The organism is Sphingopyxis sp. GW821-FHT12C06 (genome assembly GCF_058807415.1).
The window spans coordinates 54,768-69,220 of the sequence record NZ_JBXAQR010000001.1; the positions used below are offsets into that span (position 1 = coordinate 54,768).

General features: G+C 65.0%; 11 protein-coding genes. 8 read left to right on the forward strand and 3 right to left on the reverse strand.

Annotated elements, in window-relative coordinates; all coding sequences use genetic code 11:
* The first annotated feature begins 12 nt into the window (after positions 1 to 12).
* From AC1RRJ_RS00205 to AC1RRJ_RS00225, 5 genes are all read left to right on the forward strand, one after another.
* Positions 13 to 1,308, forward strand: coding sequence for a hypothetical protein (locus tag AC1RRJ_RS00205; protein WP_493119682.1), 1,296 nt, complete (start codon positions 13 to 15; stop codon positions 1,306 to 1,308).
* On the forward strand, positions 1,305 to 2,258 hold the full coding sequence (locus AC1RRJ_RS00210; RefSeq protein WP_493119684.1) for an SDR family oxidoreductase: 954 nt from the start codon (positions 1,305 to 1,307) through the stop codon (positions 2,256 to 2,258). Before AC1RRJ_RS00205 ends, AC1RRJ_RS00210 begins: the two co-directional genes overlap by 4 nt.
* A 118-nt stretch (positions 2,259 to 2,376) precedes the next feature.
* Positions 2,377 to 3,270: an SMP-30/gluconolactonase/LRE family protein gene (locus tag AC1RRJ_RS00215; protein ID WP_493119685.1), complete on the forward strand. Its 894-nt coding sequence runs from the start codon at positions 2,377 to 2,379 to the stop codon at positions 3,268 to 3,270.
* A gap of 10 nt (positions 3,271 to 3,280) precedes the next feature.
* Entirely contained in the window at positions 3,281 to 4,711 is a 1,431-nt protein-coding gene (locus AC1RRJ_RS00220; RefSeq protein ID WP_493119686.1) for an aldehyde dehydrogenase family protein, read from the forward strand.
* 11 nt (positions 4,712 to 4,722) lie between these two features.
* On the forward strand, positions 4,723 to 6,108 hold the full coding sequence (locus AC1RRJ_RS00225) for an FAD-dependent oxidoreductase (RefSeq protein ID WP_493119687.1): 1,386 nt from the start codon (positions 4,723 to 4,725) through the stop codon (positions 6,106 to 6,108).
* Positions 6,109 to 6,198: 90 nt separating this feature from the next.
* Here AC1RRJ_RS00225 and AC1RRJ_RS00230 read toward each other — a convergent pair whose 3' ends face one another.
* Both AC1RRJ_RS00230 and AC1RRJ_RS00235 read right to left on the reverse strand, forming a co-directional pair.
* Positions 6,199 to 7,257, reverse strand: coding sequence for an acyl-CoA dehydrogenase family protein (locus AC1RRJ_RS00230; protein ID WP_493119688.1), 1,059 nt, complete (start codon positions 7,255 to 7,257; stop codon positions 6,199 to 6,201).
* 16 nt (positions 7,258 to 7,273) lie between these two features.
* On the reverse strand, positions 7,274 to 8,464 hold the full coding sequence (locus AC1RRJ_RS00235; protein ID WP_493119689.1) for an acyl-CoA dehydrogenase family protein: 1,191 nt from the start codon (positions 8,462 to 8,464) through the stop codon (positions 7,274 to 7,276).
* A gap of 197 nt (positions 8,465 to 8,661) precedes the next feature.
* Here AC1RRJ_RS00235 and AC1RRJ_RS00240 point away from each other — a divergent pair, with 197 nt between their 5' ends.
* From AC1RRJ_RS00240 to AC1RRJ_RS00250, 3 genes are read left to right on the forward strand one after another with little or no spacing between them, the layout of a single operon-like run.
* Positions 8,662 to 9,738, forward strand: coding sequence for a nitrilase-related carbon-nitrogen hydrolase (locus AC1RRJ_RS00240; protein WP_493119690.1), 1,077 nt, complete (start codon positions 8,662 to 8,664; stop codon positions 9,736 to 9,738).
* A gap of 42 nt (positions 9,739 to 9,780) precedes the next feature.
* Positions 9,781 to 11,424: an FAD-dependent oxidoreductase gene (locus tag AC1RRJ_RS00245; protein WP_493119691.1), complete on the forward strand. Its 1,644-nt coding sequence runs from the start codon at positions 9,781 to 9,783 to the stop codon at positions 11,422 to 11,424.
* Complete coding sequence (locus AC1RRJ_RS00250; RefSeq protein ID WP_493119692.1) at positions 11,421 to 12,893, forward strand: aldehyde dehydrogenase family protein; 1,473 nt, start codon at positions 11,421 to 11,423, stop codon at positions 12,891 to 12,893. The genes AC1RRJ_RS00245 and AC1RRJ_RS00250 overlap by 4 nt, the downstream gene beginning before the upstream one ends.
* 126 nt (positions 12,894 to 13,019) lie before the next feature.
* On the opposite strand, the gene AC1RRJ_RS00255 is transcribed toward AC1RRJ_RS00250, so the two are convergent.
* Positions 13,020 to 14,453, reverse strand: coding sequence for a tetratricopeptide repeat protein (locus AC1RRJ_RS00255; protein ID WP_493119693.1), 1,434 nt, complete (start codon positions 14,451 to 14,453; stop codon positions 13,020 to 13,022).

Sequence of the window (14,453 nt, forward strand, 5' to 3'; positions counted from 1 at the left end):
GCATGATCAGCCATGACCGCAGATGCCGCTTTCCAGACCGAACAGCGCACCGATATCGCGGAGGAGCGCCGCCGTATGGTTCGGGCCCGCCGCTATCTGCTCGCCGCGCTGGCGAGCCCTTCGCCCGACTGGCCGGCGATGATCGCCTTTGTCGGTGCCTGCGTCGATCAACTCGAAATCGCCAACCGGCGGATGGTCGCGCAGGACCTGTCGCTTGTGGAGCAATTGCGCGCGACGCTGCCCGCATCCTGCGAAGAGGATCATGCGTTTCTGACCGAGCTTGAGGAGCGGCTCGCTGCCCGCGAACGCGAGCTTCGGGATCTCCGCGCCGCAGCTGACGGTCTTGTGCAGGACGGTGCGGCGGGGCTTGCGGCGTTCGCCGGCGCCGTCGCGGCGTTTCTCGATGCGCCGACGCAGATCAGCAGCCGTCCGATGCACTCCTTGCCCCCGCTGCTCGAACGCTATGGCCCCGCCGACGCGTGGAGCAACGCGCAGGCGGCCACCGAACGCTGCGGGTCCGAGCGCGAAGCATTTGCGCGTATCGAACAGCTGATGCTGCCCGGTCTCGAGGAGGCATTGGCCCAAATCGAACGCAGCGAGGGCTCACGCCGTCCGCGGCCGGCACATGCTGTCGCCGACCATATCGCGGCGGCGGTGGCCAGCGAGCGGCGGCTCGGCGCCGATCGCCGCCGCGACGCGCGGCGCAAGCCCGCGGAGGTCCTCAGCTTCTTCGGTATCCTGCCCGGCGCGCGCGTCGCGGAGCTGATGGCGGGAACCGGCTATCACACCGGACTCCTGTGCGAGGTCGTCGGCCCCCAGGGCATGGTCTATGCCCATAATACGCCAGGTGCCGTCGCGCGGCGCAACGGCAATCCGCTGCGCACGCGGATTGTCAAATCCGCGCTCGACAATATCGAGGCACCCGTCGCGCCGTGCGACGCACTCGCATTCCCCGAGGCGCTCGATGCAATCCTGATCTGCAACACCTATCATGACACGGTCTGGACGGGGGTCGATCGCGCGCGGATGAACGCCGCGATCCTTGCCGCGCTCAAGCCCGGGGGGATCCTCGGCATCGTCGATCATCATGCGCCCGCGGGCAGCGGCTTCGATCAGGCGAAGGCCTTGCACCGGGTCGAGAAGGCGGCCGTGATTGCGGAAGTCGTCGCATCGGGTCTTGCCTTCGAAGCCGAAACAGGCGTGCTCGAAAATGCGGAAGATCCGCTCGACATCGGCATTCACGACGAGGCGATCGAGGGCAACACAAGCCGCTATGTGCTGCGCTTCCGAAAGGCCGCCGCATCGTGAAAATCTTTGTCTTCGGGCTCGGCTATGTCGGGCTGCGGCTGGCCCGTGCGCTCAAGGCGGAAGGCTGGGCGGTCGCCGGGACGTGCCGGTCGGCGGAGCGGCGGGACGCACTCGCGGCCGAGGGCATCGATGCCTTCCTCTTCGACGGCGAGCAGCCGATGGCCGATGCGGCCACCGTGCTTGCGGGCACGACGCATCTGCTTTCCACCGTCTATGCCGCAGGGCGCGCGGGCGCGAGCGAGGCGGACATGTATGATCCCGTCGTTCGCCATCACGGCGCCGATATTGCGGCGATCGGCGCGCTGGAATGGGCGGGCATGATTTCCGCAACGGGGGTCTATGGCCGCGCCGACGGCGCGTGGGTCGATGAAGATTTTCCGGTGGCGGCCCCGCTCGAGGGCGGCGGCGCCAAGGTCGTCGCCGAACGCGCGTGGCTCGCACTTCACGGCGCGCGCGGCGTGCCGGTGCATGTTTTTCGCAGCGCTTTCATCTATGGCCCCGGCCGCAGCCAGCTCTATGGTGCGCCGCGCGGCGAGCTGATCCGCGCCGATACGCCGGGAAACTTCACCTGCCGCATCCATGTCGATGATTTTGTGCGGGTGCTGCGCGCGTCGATCGCGCGCGCCAAACCGGGCCGCATCTATAATGTCGCTGACGATACGCCCGCCGAAAATCGTGCCGTGGTCGAGCACGCCTGTGCGCTGATGGGCGTCGAACCGCCACCCTTGCGTGCGCTCGGCGAGCTCTCGCCACGGCTGATCCAGCTGTTCAGCGACAGCCGGCGTATTCGCAACGACCGGATCAAAAGCGAACTCGGCGTCGAACTCCTCTATCCCGGCTATCGCGAGGGGTTTGCCGCCATGGTCGATATCGAGAAAGCCGCATTCGCCGCCGAGCAGCTTTCGGATGGCGGTCCGACGGGACGCAGCGCCGCGCGACCGCGCATCTGAGCTTCGCGCCCGCGCGACAACGCGACGACGTCGCATATCGATATCTTATGTTGATATGAAAACATAATAACAATATACCTCTGGCCCTCGGCGCAGGATGCCGGAGACAGGAGGCGATATGCGGGAACAAAAGCTCGAGACGGGTGATGTCTTTCTGGTCGCCAACGAAACTGAACAGCCCCTCGATATTCAGGGCGGCATCAAGGGCGACAGCTATTATTGGCACTGCGATCATGCGTTCAACCGCAAGGCAAAGGTTGCGGCGGGGGGACGCGATCTGCTCGTCGGCCTCGCCCTCGATGCGCGGCGCGCCCGGGTTTATACAACCTCCCCATCGGCCTCGCGGATCATGGCCTTCGACATGGCGGGGCGCGAGGTCGAAATCCGGCGTCCGCCGGTCAGGCGCTACGGCAATCTGGTTGTCGACAGCGCTGGCCGCATCCTGATCGGCATCCATTCCCTCTATGGCGGGCAGGCGGGCGATGACGGGCATGGCCCGGGCAAGCTGGTGCGATTCGATCCCGACAATGGCGATTTCGAATTTTTCGATGTCGAGATCGATGGCGGGCGCAGCGGACATCATTGCGTCAGCAGCCTGGCACTGACCGACGACGAGCGGATAGTTTATTACAGCTCGGAGAGCGGGCGGCGGCTTTGCCGTTTCGATCTGGTTGAGCGCCGGCAGCTTCCCGACCTTCACCTCTTCGATGGCGAACGCGACGCCACTTACGGCCTGAGCATCAGCCGGGCGGGCGAGGTGCTGATCGCGACCAGCACCGGCGCGCTGCGCCTCGATCCCGAAGGGCAGATCATCCAGCGTTATCAGGTTCCCCCCGTGCGCGGCTGGACGCGCGCGCGCTTCTCACCCGACGAGCGGCATTTCTATCTCGGCAATTTTCTCGAAGGCGTCGTCCAGCGGCGTGACGTCGACACCGGCGAGGTGGTCGCCGAACTCGATATCCAGCACAAGGGCGGACTGACGTCCGTGGTAGAATATGCTCCCGCACGATAAAGGATCGACGATGTCCAGAACCATTTCCGTTCGCAATCCGCGCACTGGCGAGACCGACTATCTATTGCATGCCGCCGACGGGCAGGATGTCGCGGCCATCGCGGGGCGGCTGCGCGCCGGACAGGCGCAATGGCGCGAGATCGGCGTCGCGGGCCGCGTCGAGGCGATGCTGCGCTGGGCGGATGTCGTCGAACGCGGCAGCCAGTCGATCATCGATGCGCTGGTCGTGGACACGGGCCGTCTGACCATATCGCGCGCCGAGGTGCTGGCGCTTCCGGCCAAGATACGGCGATTGTGCGTCGACATTGCCCGCCTTCTCGATGTCCACGAAACCAGCTCGGCGCTTTTGCCGACCGTCTCGTTCAAGCCGCAATATGTGCCCTATCAGCTCGTCGGCGTGATCAGTCCGTGGAATTTCCCGGTGACATTGTCGCTGATCGACGCGCTTCCCGCACTGCTCGCGGGATGCGCGGTCATGGTGAAGCCGAGCGAAATCACGCCGCGTTTCATCGAACCCATGCGCGAGACCATCGCGGCGGTTCCCGAGCTTGCGGCGATTTTCGAATTCATCGGCGGCGACGGCGAGGCGGGGCAGGCGGTCATCGAAGCCGCCGACATGATCTGCTTTACCGGCAGCGTCGCGACCGGGCGCAAGGTCGCGGAAGCCGCGGCACGGCGCTTCATTCCCGCCTTTCTCGAACTGGGGGGCAAGGACCCGGCGGTGGTGCTTGCGAGCTCGGACATTGACCGCGCGGCGGACGCCGTGCTGCGCCAGGGTGTGATCAACAGCGGACAGGTCTGCCTGTCGATCGAGCGTGTCTATGTCGACCGGCGCATCTTTCCCGAATTCCTGGCGGCGCTCGTCGATCGCGCGCGCGCCGTCGGCCTCAACGATGCCCGCATCGACACCGGACATCTCGGCCCGATCATTTCCCACGCCCAGGTGGCGGTTCTTCGCGCGCATCTGGACGAGGCCGTTGCCGGCGGCGCAACGGTGCATTGCGGCGGAGAGTTTGAGGGCCCCGGCGGGGCGTGGCTGCGCCCGACGGTGGTGACAGGCGTCGACCACGGGATGAAGATCATCGCCGAGGAAAGCTTCGGCCCGATCATTCCGGTGATGCCGTTCGAGACGGTCGATGAGGCGGTCGCGCTTGCCAATGATACCGATTTCGGACTCTCGGCCGCGGTGTTCGCGGGCAGCGAAGCCGAAGCCATTGCAGTCGCCGAACGGATCGATGCCGGCGCGATCAGCATCAATGATGCGGGGCTCCAGTCGGCGACGACCGAGGCGGAGAAGCATAGTTTCAAATATTCGGGGCTGGGTGGATCGCGGATGGGGGACGCGGGAATGATGCGCTTTTTCCGCAAGAAAGCGCTGATGATCCAGCGCGGCGAGGCCAAGCCGATCGACGCATTTCGCGAGGCGGTCGCGCAGGATTGAGGGCGTTGAACATGACATATGATATCGTTGTCGTCGGCGCTGGCCCGGCTGGCCTCACTGCTGCGATTTTTGCCGCCAGGCGCGGCCTTTCGGTGAAGCTGCTCGATTGCGCGGATGCAATTGGCGGGGCGCTCCTCATCAACCGCGGCCAGTTGAGCGGGGCCGGAACACGGCTTCAGGCCGAACGCGGCATCGAGGATAGCCCCGAGGCGCATTATGCCGACGCCATGCGGATCAGCAAGGGAAGCTCCGACGCGCCTTTTCTCGACATGGCGGTGCGGTTGCAGGGTCCCTTTATCGACTGGCTGATGGACGAGGGCTTCGAGATGGAAGCCGACATGCCGCGCGTCATCCACGGGCATGAAGCCTATGACCGCGCCCGTACCTATTGGGGCAGGGAAGAGGGACTCTCGATCCTCAAGCTGCTCGCAAGGCTGCTCGACGAGCAGATACAGGCGGGCCGGGTCGATCTGGCGCTGGGCACCGATGTCGACGGGCTGGTCGAGCGCGACGGACGCATTGCCGGGGTGACGGCAGGAGATGAAAAATTCCTCGGCCGCGCGGTCATTCTCGCCACCGGCGGCTATGGCGCCAATCCCGATCTGTTCGCGAAGCTGCACGAGGGCGCCACGCTCTGGCCCGGCTCCTATCGCCACGCCACGGGGCGCGGCATCGAGTTGGGCCTCGAAGCCGGCGGGACACTGGTCCATGCCGAAAAATTTCTCCCGAATTTCGGCGGCGTTCTCGATCATACCCTCGATCCGCCGCGCTATCGCGCGCCCGGCGGGCTGGTCCCGCAGGACCGCCAGCCGTGGGAGATTATCGTCAACCTCGACGGGAAGCGCTTCTTCGCCGAAGACAATGACAGCGCCGACGAACGTTCGGCGGTGATGATGGCGCAGCCCAGATCCTGCGGCTTCCTGATCTATGACCAGTCGATCCGCGAAGCGGCGCCGAGCGTCTTCACCTATTTCCCGCCGGAAAAGGCCGCGCGCTTCTATGATCCCGACGGGAGCATCCTGCGCGCCGACAGCCTCGATGATCTCGCAGCGCAATGCGGGATCGATGCGGCGGCATTGAAGGAAACGGTCGCGGACTATAATCGCGCGGTGGAGAGCGGTAACGATCGGCTGGGCCGCAAGCATATGCCCCTGAAGATCGAGCTTGGTCCCTTTTATGCACTGCCCATCGCCAGCTATACCGTGCGCGGCTTCGCAGGGCTCAAGGTCGACACGGGGTTCCGGCTGCTCGACCAGGCGGGTGCACCGATCGCCGGGCTTTACGCGGTGGGCGAAGTGCTCGGGAGCAATCTTTCGGGCAAGGGCGGCGTCGGCGGGATGGCGCTGTCTCCCGCGCTCGCATTCGGCCGCTGGCTGGGCGAGACGCTGCACGCCTGAACATATAGACTGAAAAGAAAAGAAGCGGCTTCGGGTCAACCGAAGCCGCTTCAGGTGGGTGCTCCGCGGCAAGGCGCGGAGCATGGGTATTCAGACTGCGCTGACTTCCTTCTCCGCCAGTCCCAGCAGCTGGCGGCCGTGGCGCGCCATATGCCCGTCCCAGGCGAAGCTTTGGTCGGCGGCGATCGCACGCAGGTCGCGATACCGGCGCTGAACCGGATTGGTTTCGGAAAGCCCCATCGCGCCCATCTGGCGGACCAGCCGCGTCACGGCGTCGAGCGCCTTGCGCGCGGCGAAGGAGCGATCGCGATCGTTGCGGACGGCATCATTCGCGCTCGCTGCGCGCCCGATGTTCCGTTGCAGGGCTTCGAACAGGCCGGCGACGACTTCCATTTCGGCTTCGCTCTCGGCAAGGCGCGACTGGACCTGGGTGAAGGTCGCCACCTCGCCGCCGCCGATGCCCGCGATGCGCGATCGGGTCATGCGTACATAGTCGGCAAAACCGCCTTCGGCGCATCCGGTCAGAACGCCGACCAGACGCTCGCCGCCGAGGCCATAAGCTTCGATCTGCGTGGTGGGAACGACGCGATGCCCCGGGACGTCGAGGGCCTCGACGACCAGGTTGGACCAATCCACCCCGCGCAAGCCTCCGAGATAATGATAGGGCAACAGCGTCACGTCGCTGCGCCGGACCAGCGCCGCCATGCTCCGCCCGTCGCCAGCGCGGATGTTGGTCAGCCATATCCATTCGGCGTGCGGAACGCCGCCGACGCCGATCCATGTTCCACTGATACAATATCCCGACGCGGTGGGTGTCGCGGTTGCGCCATCTTCATTGCGTGCGACGACGGCGGGGCCGGCGCCGATCTCTGCGTGCGCTTCTTCGCCGAGGCCGAATGCAAGGTCACGTGCGTCGGCGAACTCCGCCATAAGCCATGCCGTGGCAGGACAGGCGCGCGCGACGATCCGCTCGGCGGCAAGCCGGGCTGCGGGATCGGTGATGGCCAGCATGCCGGCTTGCACCAATTGTTCGATCGTGGCCGGGGCGACGCCGGCGCTATCGGTTTCGCGCGCCTGTTCTTCGAGCGCGGGGGTGATCGCGGCAAGGCGCTCGGCGATTTCGATCGGGTGGTTCGGGGTGTTCGTCATGACCGGTCCTGACTGCTTATAGGGCGTTGAGATGCTGGATATCGGTCGGGCGTCCGAAGATCGTCTTGACCACATCGATCATGTTGCGGTCCCAATTGACGCCGATTTGCTGCGCCATGCCGCACAGATCGCGAAAATGGCGCTGGATCGGATGTTCGGAGAAAACGGTCCGGGCGTCGAGCGAAGTGACCAGCCGTTCGGCTGCGTTCATGCACAGGCGCGCGCTGTAGACGCGGTCGCGTACCAGCGCGATCCGGGCGTCGTGCGACAGATCGTCGCGGGTCGCAGCGGCGTCGCGTTGGCGGCGAACCAGCGATTCGAGCAGGCAGATCGCGGCGCCCATTTCGGCGTCGGATTCGGCGAGGCGAAGCTGAACCTGGGGATCCTCCGACGAAAGCCCGCCCGCGCCCGCGCGCACAAGTCCGAGATAGGAGGCGAGCACCGCCTCGGCGCCGCCGATCAGTGGCCCCAGCAGATTGGTGCCGCCAAAGGGGCGGAAGCTGGCGCTGTGAACGGGGCTGTTGTTGACAGCCGACCCGGGCGGATCGGGCGCCATCATGGTGTTGAGCGGGATGGTGCGATATTCGGGAACAAAGGCGTTTTCGATGACGGCGCTTTTCGAACCCGTGCCGCTCATGCCGCTGACAAACCAGTCGTCCTTGATGGTGACGTCGGAGCGGGGGAACAGGAAATAGCTTTGCTGGTTGTCGCCGGTCGGCGATGCACGGAGCAGGACCCACGAGGCGTGATCGATTCCGCTGCAGAAACTCCATTGCCCGCTGATGCGGTAGCCGCCTTCGACCGATTCGAGCTTCACATTGCGCGAAACGGAGCCCGTGGAGATCAGGACATCGGCACCCTGGCCCCAGACATCGGCCTGCGCCTTGGGCGACATGCGCCCGATATAGGCGGCGTGCGACCCGACGACGCAGGCAATCCAGGCGGTCGAGGCGCAATGCCGGGCAATCGCGCGGCCCAGCTGGATCTGGGCGCCCCAGTCGAGCTCATATCCACCGAAGCGGTGGGGAACGAAGAAACGCAGGACGCCGTTTTCGAACAGCAGATCCATCGTTTCGCGGGGAATCCTTCGCAGCGATTCGGTTTCCGACGCGCGGGCATCCAGCGTCGGGCGAATCCTCTCTATCACCGCGAGCAGCGATTCCAGCGCAGGTTCAGGATCGGGAATCAGCGGTATCGCGTTGGTCATAGGATCATCCTTGGGTTGTTCATGATGTCCTATTTACATAATATCATGTAGACGTGAAGTCCTTATTGCATTCCCCCTGATGCTGCGATAGCGTCAAGGGCAATCGGAGGGGGCGCGGTTGCTGCCGTTTGCTGTCCGTTCAGGAATGTTGGCGCGGGCTTTTCCTGCAATTTATACAAGGAAAACAGGAAGATATTATGACAGATGCTCTTCAGGAAACCCAACCGCAAGTGCGCGCCGATGGCGGCTATCCCAAGGTCGCGCTGCGCAGCCCAAGCATTGCCATCGGCATCGTCCAGACGCGGGTGCGGGGTGTCGACGGCGACAATCCGGCGCCGATCATGCAGGAGAATCTGCAATATATCCTCGACCGGATCGATTGGGCGCAGCAGTCGGGCTATTGCGACCTGCTTTGCTTCCACGAATTTCCGATCCAGGGCTATCGTCCCTATACGCGGGAACAGACGCACCGGATCGCCTTCGAACTCGATTGCGACGAGCTCACCGCGGTGGCGGCCAAGGCCAAGCAATATAATTGCTACATCATGATGGGCGCGCTGGTGAAGCTTCCCGACTGGCCCGGGCATACCATGAACATGCAACTGCTGTTCGGGCCGTCGGGCAAGCTTGTTGCCAACCACTGGAAACAGCGCGCACGCCGCGGCACGCACCCGGGCGTCGAGCAGATCAACACCTGCATCTATGACGTGCTCGACCGCTATGTGGAGATGTACGGCTGGGACGCGGTGATCCCGGTCGAGTGCACCGATATCGGCAATATCGCCATGTCGGCGGTACAATATGAGCCCGAACTGTTCCGGGCGCAGGCGATGAAGGGGGCGGAAATCCTCTGCCGCACCGCCACCGGCGGCTTCCGCTGGGAAGATATGCAGATGTGCGCCTATCACAACGACGTGTTCGTCACGATGGTGAACAATTCGCTCAATCTTTATCCGGATCGCCGGAGCTTCGAGGAAGTGGCGCACACCAATGAGTGGGTCGGGCGCTCCTCGATCTGGGGCCCCGGCGGTACCGTGCTCGCCGAAGCCAACAAGTTCGAAACCAAGCGCCGCACGGTCATCGACATGGAGGCCTTCCGCAAGTCGCATCGCCTTCCCGACGTCCATGTCTCGCTCTACGAGCGCGTGTTCGACGCCTATCAGGAACGCTTCCCGCCCAATCTCTGGTCGGCCTATCTGCCGACCGACGGACGCGATGGGTATCGTCACCTGATCGAGAATGATCGCTGGGTCGCGCCCGGCCAGCCCGACTGAGGCCGCGATCACCCGCCTTCAATATGATTTTGAAAGTTCGTCATGATAGACATACCCGTTCTCATCGTTGGTGGTGGGCCGGTTGGCCTGACGCTTGGCATCGACCTGGCGACCCGCGGTCAGCCGGCGCTGCTCGTCGAGGAGCGTACCGCGCCCACCGAACATCCCAAGGCGACGCTGCTCGGTGCGCGTTCGATGGAATATTATCGCCGCTGGGGTCTCGACGACGCGATCTACGACCATGCGATCAACCATGATCTGCCCTATCATATCATTTTCACGACGCGGCTGGCCGGGCAGGAGCTCCATCGTTTCCGCTCGCCGTCGCTGCTCGAGACGCGCACGCGCGACCCTGAGGCGCTGGCACGCTTTCGGGAACTGAGCTGGTCGCCCTATGGCAAGACGCAGATCGGCCAGCAGGTGCTCGAACCCGTCTTGCTCGATCATGCGCGCACGCTGGCTCCGCTCGAGATGCGGCACGGCTGGCGGTTCGAGGGTTTTGAACAGCATGACGATCATGTCATCTCGACGCTTGTCGAGATCGCGACCGGGCGCAGCGAGACGGTCCGCTCCCGCTATCTGGCGGCGTGCGACGGCGGTACGAGCAACGTCCGGCGCCAGCTCGGTATCCGCTATAATGGTCGCGGCAAGATGCGCGCCAATGTCAGCTTCTTCTTCCGTAGCCCCGAATTTCTCGAAGCCCATGGCCGCGGCATGGCCAATCTCTATTTCGTCTTCTCGCCCGACAGCTTCGGCGTGTTCACCGCGATCGACGGCAAGGAGTTGTGGAACTATCAATATTATTTCCTCGATCCCGCCAAGGCCACGCAGGAACTCGATGCGCAGGCGATCCTGCACGGTGCGATGGGCAAGCCCTTCGCCTTCGAACTGCTGGCGACGATGCACTGGAACCATCACCAGTCGGTGGCGCGCAAATGGCGCGACGAGCGCGTCTTCCTGCTCGGAGACGCCGCGCATCTTTTTGCGCCTACGGGCGGCGTCGGCATGAACACGGGAATCGGCGATGCCTGCGATCTGGGCTGGAAACTCGATGCCGTTCTGAAGGGCTGGGGCGGCGATGCGCTGCTCGACAGCTACGAGATCGAGCGCAAGCCGATCGCGGTCCGCAACAGCCTGATCTCGGCCACCAATTCGGACAAGATCGATATGGTCATGGACGAGACGCCGGCCGATATCGATAGCCCCGACGATAGCGGCCACACCGCGCGTGCCGAGCTGACGCGCAAGATCCATTGGCTCGCCCGGCAATTCAACAGCGCCGGTACCCATCTGGGCTATCGCTATGTCGACAGCCCGGTCATCATCCCCGATGGCACCCCCGAACCCCCCGACGATATGGGCCAGGTCGTGCCGTCGAGCTGGCCGGGATCGCGCGCGCCGCATATGTGGCGCGCCGACGGAAGCTCGATGCTCGATCTGTTCGGTGCGGGCTTCGTGCTGCTGCGCTTCGGCGCGGCCGGGGATGGCGACGCGGAGTTGGCCGAGGCGGCGGCCGCCGCCGGTGTGCCGTTCGCGATCCGCGATATCGACGACGCCGAGGCGAAGGCGCTCTATGCCCGCCGGCTGGTACTCGTCCGGCCCGACGGTCATGTCGCCTGGCGCGGCGACCAGGCACCGGCCGATCCGGGCGCGGTGATCGCCAGGCTCGCGGGGCACGTGCAATGAGCCGCGCTTTTGATCCCGATACGGTCGCCGTTCCGGCAGGGCATTTCATCGACGGGCAATTGATCGGGGAGGGGACAAGCCGGATCGACGTCTTCCGTCCCTCGGACGGCCGTGTCCACGCCGCCATTCCCGAAGGCGACGAAGCGACGGTCGATCGCGCGGTGCTGGCCGCGCAGGCCGCGCAGAAGATATGGCGCGCCGTCGCTCCGCGCGATCGTGCGCGGATTTTGCGGCGCTGGGCCGATGCGATTGCGCGCAATGCCGACGAGATCGCCCGGCTGGAGGCGGTGGTTTCGTCGCGGATCTTTGCCGAGGCAAAGGCCGTCGATGTGCTCAATACCGCCGAGTGGCTGCGCTATTATGCCGAATATTGCGACAAGGTCGACGGCGCGGTGCTGCCGACCGGCGACAATGGTCTCGCGATGGTCGTCCACGAACCCTATGGCGTGGTGGGCGCGATCTCGCCCTGGAATTTCCCGCTGATCCTCGCGATGTGGAAGGTCGCACCGGCGCTCGCCGCGGGCAATGCGATCGTGCTCAAGCCTTCGGAAATGACACCCTTCTCGATCGTCCGTGTGGCGGAGCTTGGCGTCGAGGAAGGTTTGCCCGCGGGGCTCTTCAATATCGTGCAGGGCTATGGCCCCGGCGTCGGCGCGGCGATCGTGAAGCATCCGGGCGTCGGCTATGTCGCCTTCACCGGATCGACCGCGACAGGCCGCCGGCTGATGGCCGATGCCGCGCTCAGCGGACCCAAGCCCGTCGGGCTGGAGCTCGGCGGCAAGGGGCCGCAACTCGTGCTCGATGATGCTCCCGACCTCGATCAGGTCGCCGATCACATCGCCTGGGGGATCACGCGCAATGCCGGGCAGCTCTGCTATGCAGGCAGCCGTCTCATCGTCCATGCGTCGCTCCGCGAAGCCTTGCTCGACAAGGTTTCCGCGCGCTTTGCCACACTGGTCCCCGGCGCGACATGGGATGATGGCGCAACGCTGGCACCGATCTTCAACCAGCGTCAGGCCGAACGTATCGAGAATATCGTCGGCGACACGCTCGCCGAAGGCGGGTCGCTTCGTATCGGCGGGAAACGGCTCGACCGCGAGGGCGACGGCGTCTGGTTCGCGCCGACGATCATCGAAAATGTGACGCAGGCGGCGCGGGGATGCCGCGAGGAAATTTTCGGGCCCGTGCTGCTGGCACAGTCGTTCGATACGCTCGAAGAGGGGCTCGCGCTGGCCGATCACCCCGAATATGGTCTGAGCGCGTCGGTCTATACGAAGGATTTGCGGCGCGCGATCGACGTCAGTCGCTCGCTGCAGACGGGGACGGTCTGGGTCAACGCCTGGGGCCGGCGTCCGGATTTCACCGCGCCCTTCGGCGGCTGGAAAGCCTCGGGCATCGGTCAGGAGGCCGGCCGGGCGGGGTATGAGAAATATCTGCGCCACAAGACAATCTGGTTCGATCTGCCCTGACTGCGGAGGGTCCCGCCGTGTGACGGCGGGGCGGTTCCGCCCGGCGATCCGGCGCGCTCCGGTTCTTCCGACCCCCGGCCCGAGAGGGCTGGGCCAGGGACCGGAAGCTTCAAAACAGGACCGCGGTCAATCGCATGTCAGATAGAGAAAATCGGACTGCTGCCAGAGCCGCAGTGTCAATATGTCGCCTGCCTCCACCCTGCGCGGCTCGGGAAAGGCGTAGAGCTGCTTGTTCCAGACCGAATCGGTGGTGAGCGGGTGATTGTCGTAGGTGATGCCGGGCGCAAGCTCGAGGCTGATCCACTGCAGCACGCCATAGCAAAGCCCCGAGCGCGTGACCGTCACGGCGACCGTCATTTCCCTGTCCGCCAGCGAAGCCAGATCGTCGAAATCATATTCGACCAGCGCCAGATCGTCGGAGAAGGCATCATAGCCGATCTGGCGCGACACCGGCTGGCGCCAGGGCCGCAGCCGCGCGAAAGACGCCATGTCGAATCCGCAGACATCGTCGAGGCCCAGCAGATAGGCGATTTCGTTACCGCCGACGAGCACGCCCATCATCGCACCGTGCGAAGGAATGATCCGCGCGCCGGGCTTGAGCAGCCGCTGCTTCGCGTCGATCAGGCTCGGCAGCACGCCTTCGCCGACAAAATCATTGGCCAATATCTCCGATACCAGCACATCGGCGCGTTCGGGCAGATCGCGTCCAACCTCGATCATCGCCGAGTTTTTTGCGACGACGTCGATCCGGTCGGCCCAGGCGCTGCGCCCGGTGATCGCCTGCGCCTCCCGGGCGACGACATCGACCATTTCGCAGCTGACCACGTGACGCGCGCCGGCTTCGGCGGCGAGCAGGGCGAGCAGGCCCGCGCCGGTTCCGATATCGAGCACCAGATCGTCGGGCCGCACCACCGCGCGAATGGCATCGCGATAGGCGTGGTTGCGCTTGGGCTCGTTCATCATCGGCAAGTGCCAGGGCGGGATCAGCCGCGCGAGGGTTTCGCGCAGTCCGAACTCGGCCGGCAGGTGCCGCGGCGCGATCCGCAATGCGGTTTCAAAGCTTTCGACGGCTTCATTGTCGCGGCCCAGCGCGGCGAGTGCCATGCCGAGATCGGTGAGCGCCTCGACATCCTCCGGCGCGTGCGCGAGATAGCGCCGATAGCCCGCTTCCGCCGCGCGATGCTGCCCGCGGTCATGTTCCATACGCGCGAGCAGATGGTGCAGGCGATGGTCGCCGGGATCGATGCGCAAGGCCGCGCCGAAGGCGTCGATCGCCGCATCCTGCTTTCCCGCCCGACGATACAGATCCCCGAGGTTGCGATGCGCGCGCGGGTTTTCCGGGTCGAGAGCCAGCGCCGTGTGAAAGCACCGCTCCGCTTCGTCGAACCGCTCCGCCTTGCCCAGGACGACGCCGAGCGCATTATGCCCCTCGGATTCGTCCGGCGCTTCATCTGCGACCGTGCGGACGGCCGCTTCTGCTGCCTCGATATCGCCGGCGGCGAGATGCTGCATCGCCCCGGTCAGCAGCGCGGCGAGTTCTGCGGTCGAGCGGCGTTGCAT

Excerpts from the sequence above, each read along its gene's own strand:
- AC1RRJ_RS00205 (WP_493119682.1), top strand. The coding sequence starts at position 13 with ATGACCGCAGATGCCGCTTTCCAGACCGAACAGCGCACCGATATCGCG.
- AC1RRJ_RS00215 (WP_493119685.1), top strand. The coding sequence starts at position 2,377 with ATGCGGGAACAAAAGCTCGAGACGGGTGATGTCTTTCTGGTCGCCAAC.
- AC1RRJ_RS00220 (WP_493119686.1), top strand. The coding sequence starts at position 3,281 with ATGTCCAGAACCATTTCCGTTCGCAATCCGCGCACTGGCGAGACCGAC.
- AC1RRJ_RS00225 (WP_493119687.1), top strand. The coding sequence starts at position 4,723 with ATGACATATGATATCGTTGTCGTCGGCGCTGGCCCGGCTGGCCTCACT.
- AC1RRJ_RS00230 (WP_493119688.1), bottom strand. The coding sequence starts at position 7,257 with ATGACGAACACCCCGAACCACCCGATCGAAATCGCCGAGCGCCTTGCC.
- AC1RRJ_RS00235 (WP_493119689.1), bottom strand. The coding sequence starts at position 8,464 with ATGACCAACGCGATACCGCTGATTCCCGATCCTGAACCTGCGCTGGAA.
- AC1RRJ_RS00240 (WP_493119690.1), top strand. The coding sequence starts at position 8,662 with ATGACAGATGCTCTTCAGGAAACCCAACCGCAAGTGCGCGCCGATGGC.
- AC1RRJ_RS00245 (WP_493119691.1), top strand. The coding sequence starts at position 9,781 with ATGATAGACATACCCGTTCTCATCGTTGGTGGTGGGCCGGTTGGCCTG.
- AC1RRJ_RS00250 (WP_493119692.1), top strand. The coding sequence starts at position 11,421 with ATGAGCCGCGCTTTTGATCCCGATACGGTCGCCGTTCCGGCAGGGCAT.
- AC1RRJ_RS00255 (WP_493119693.1), bottom strand. The coding sequence starts at position 14,453 with ATGCAACGCCGCTCGACCGCAGAACTCGCCGCGCTGCTGACCGGGGCG.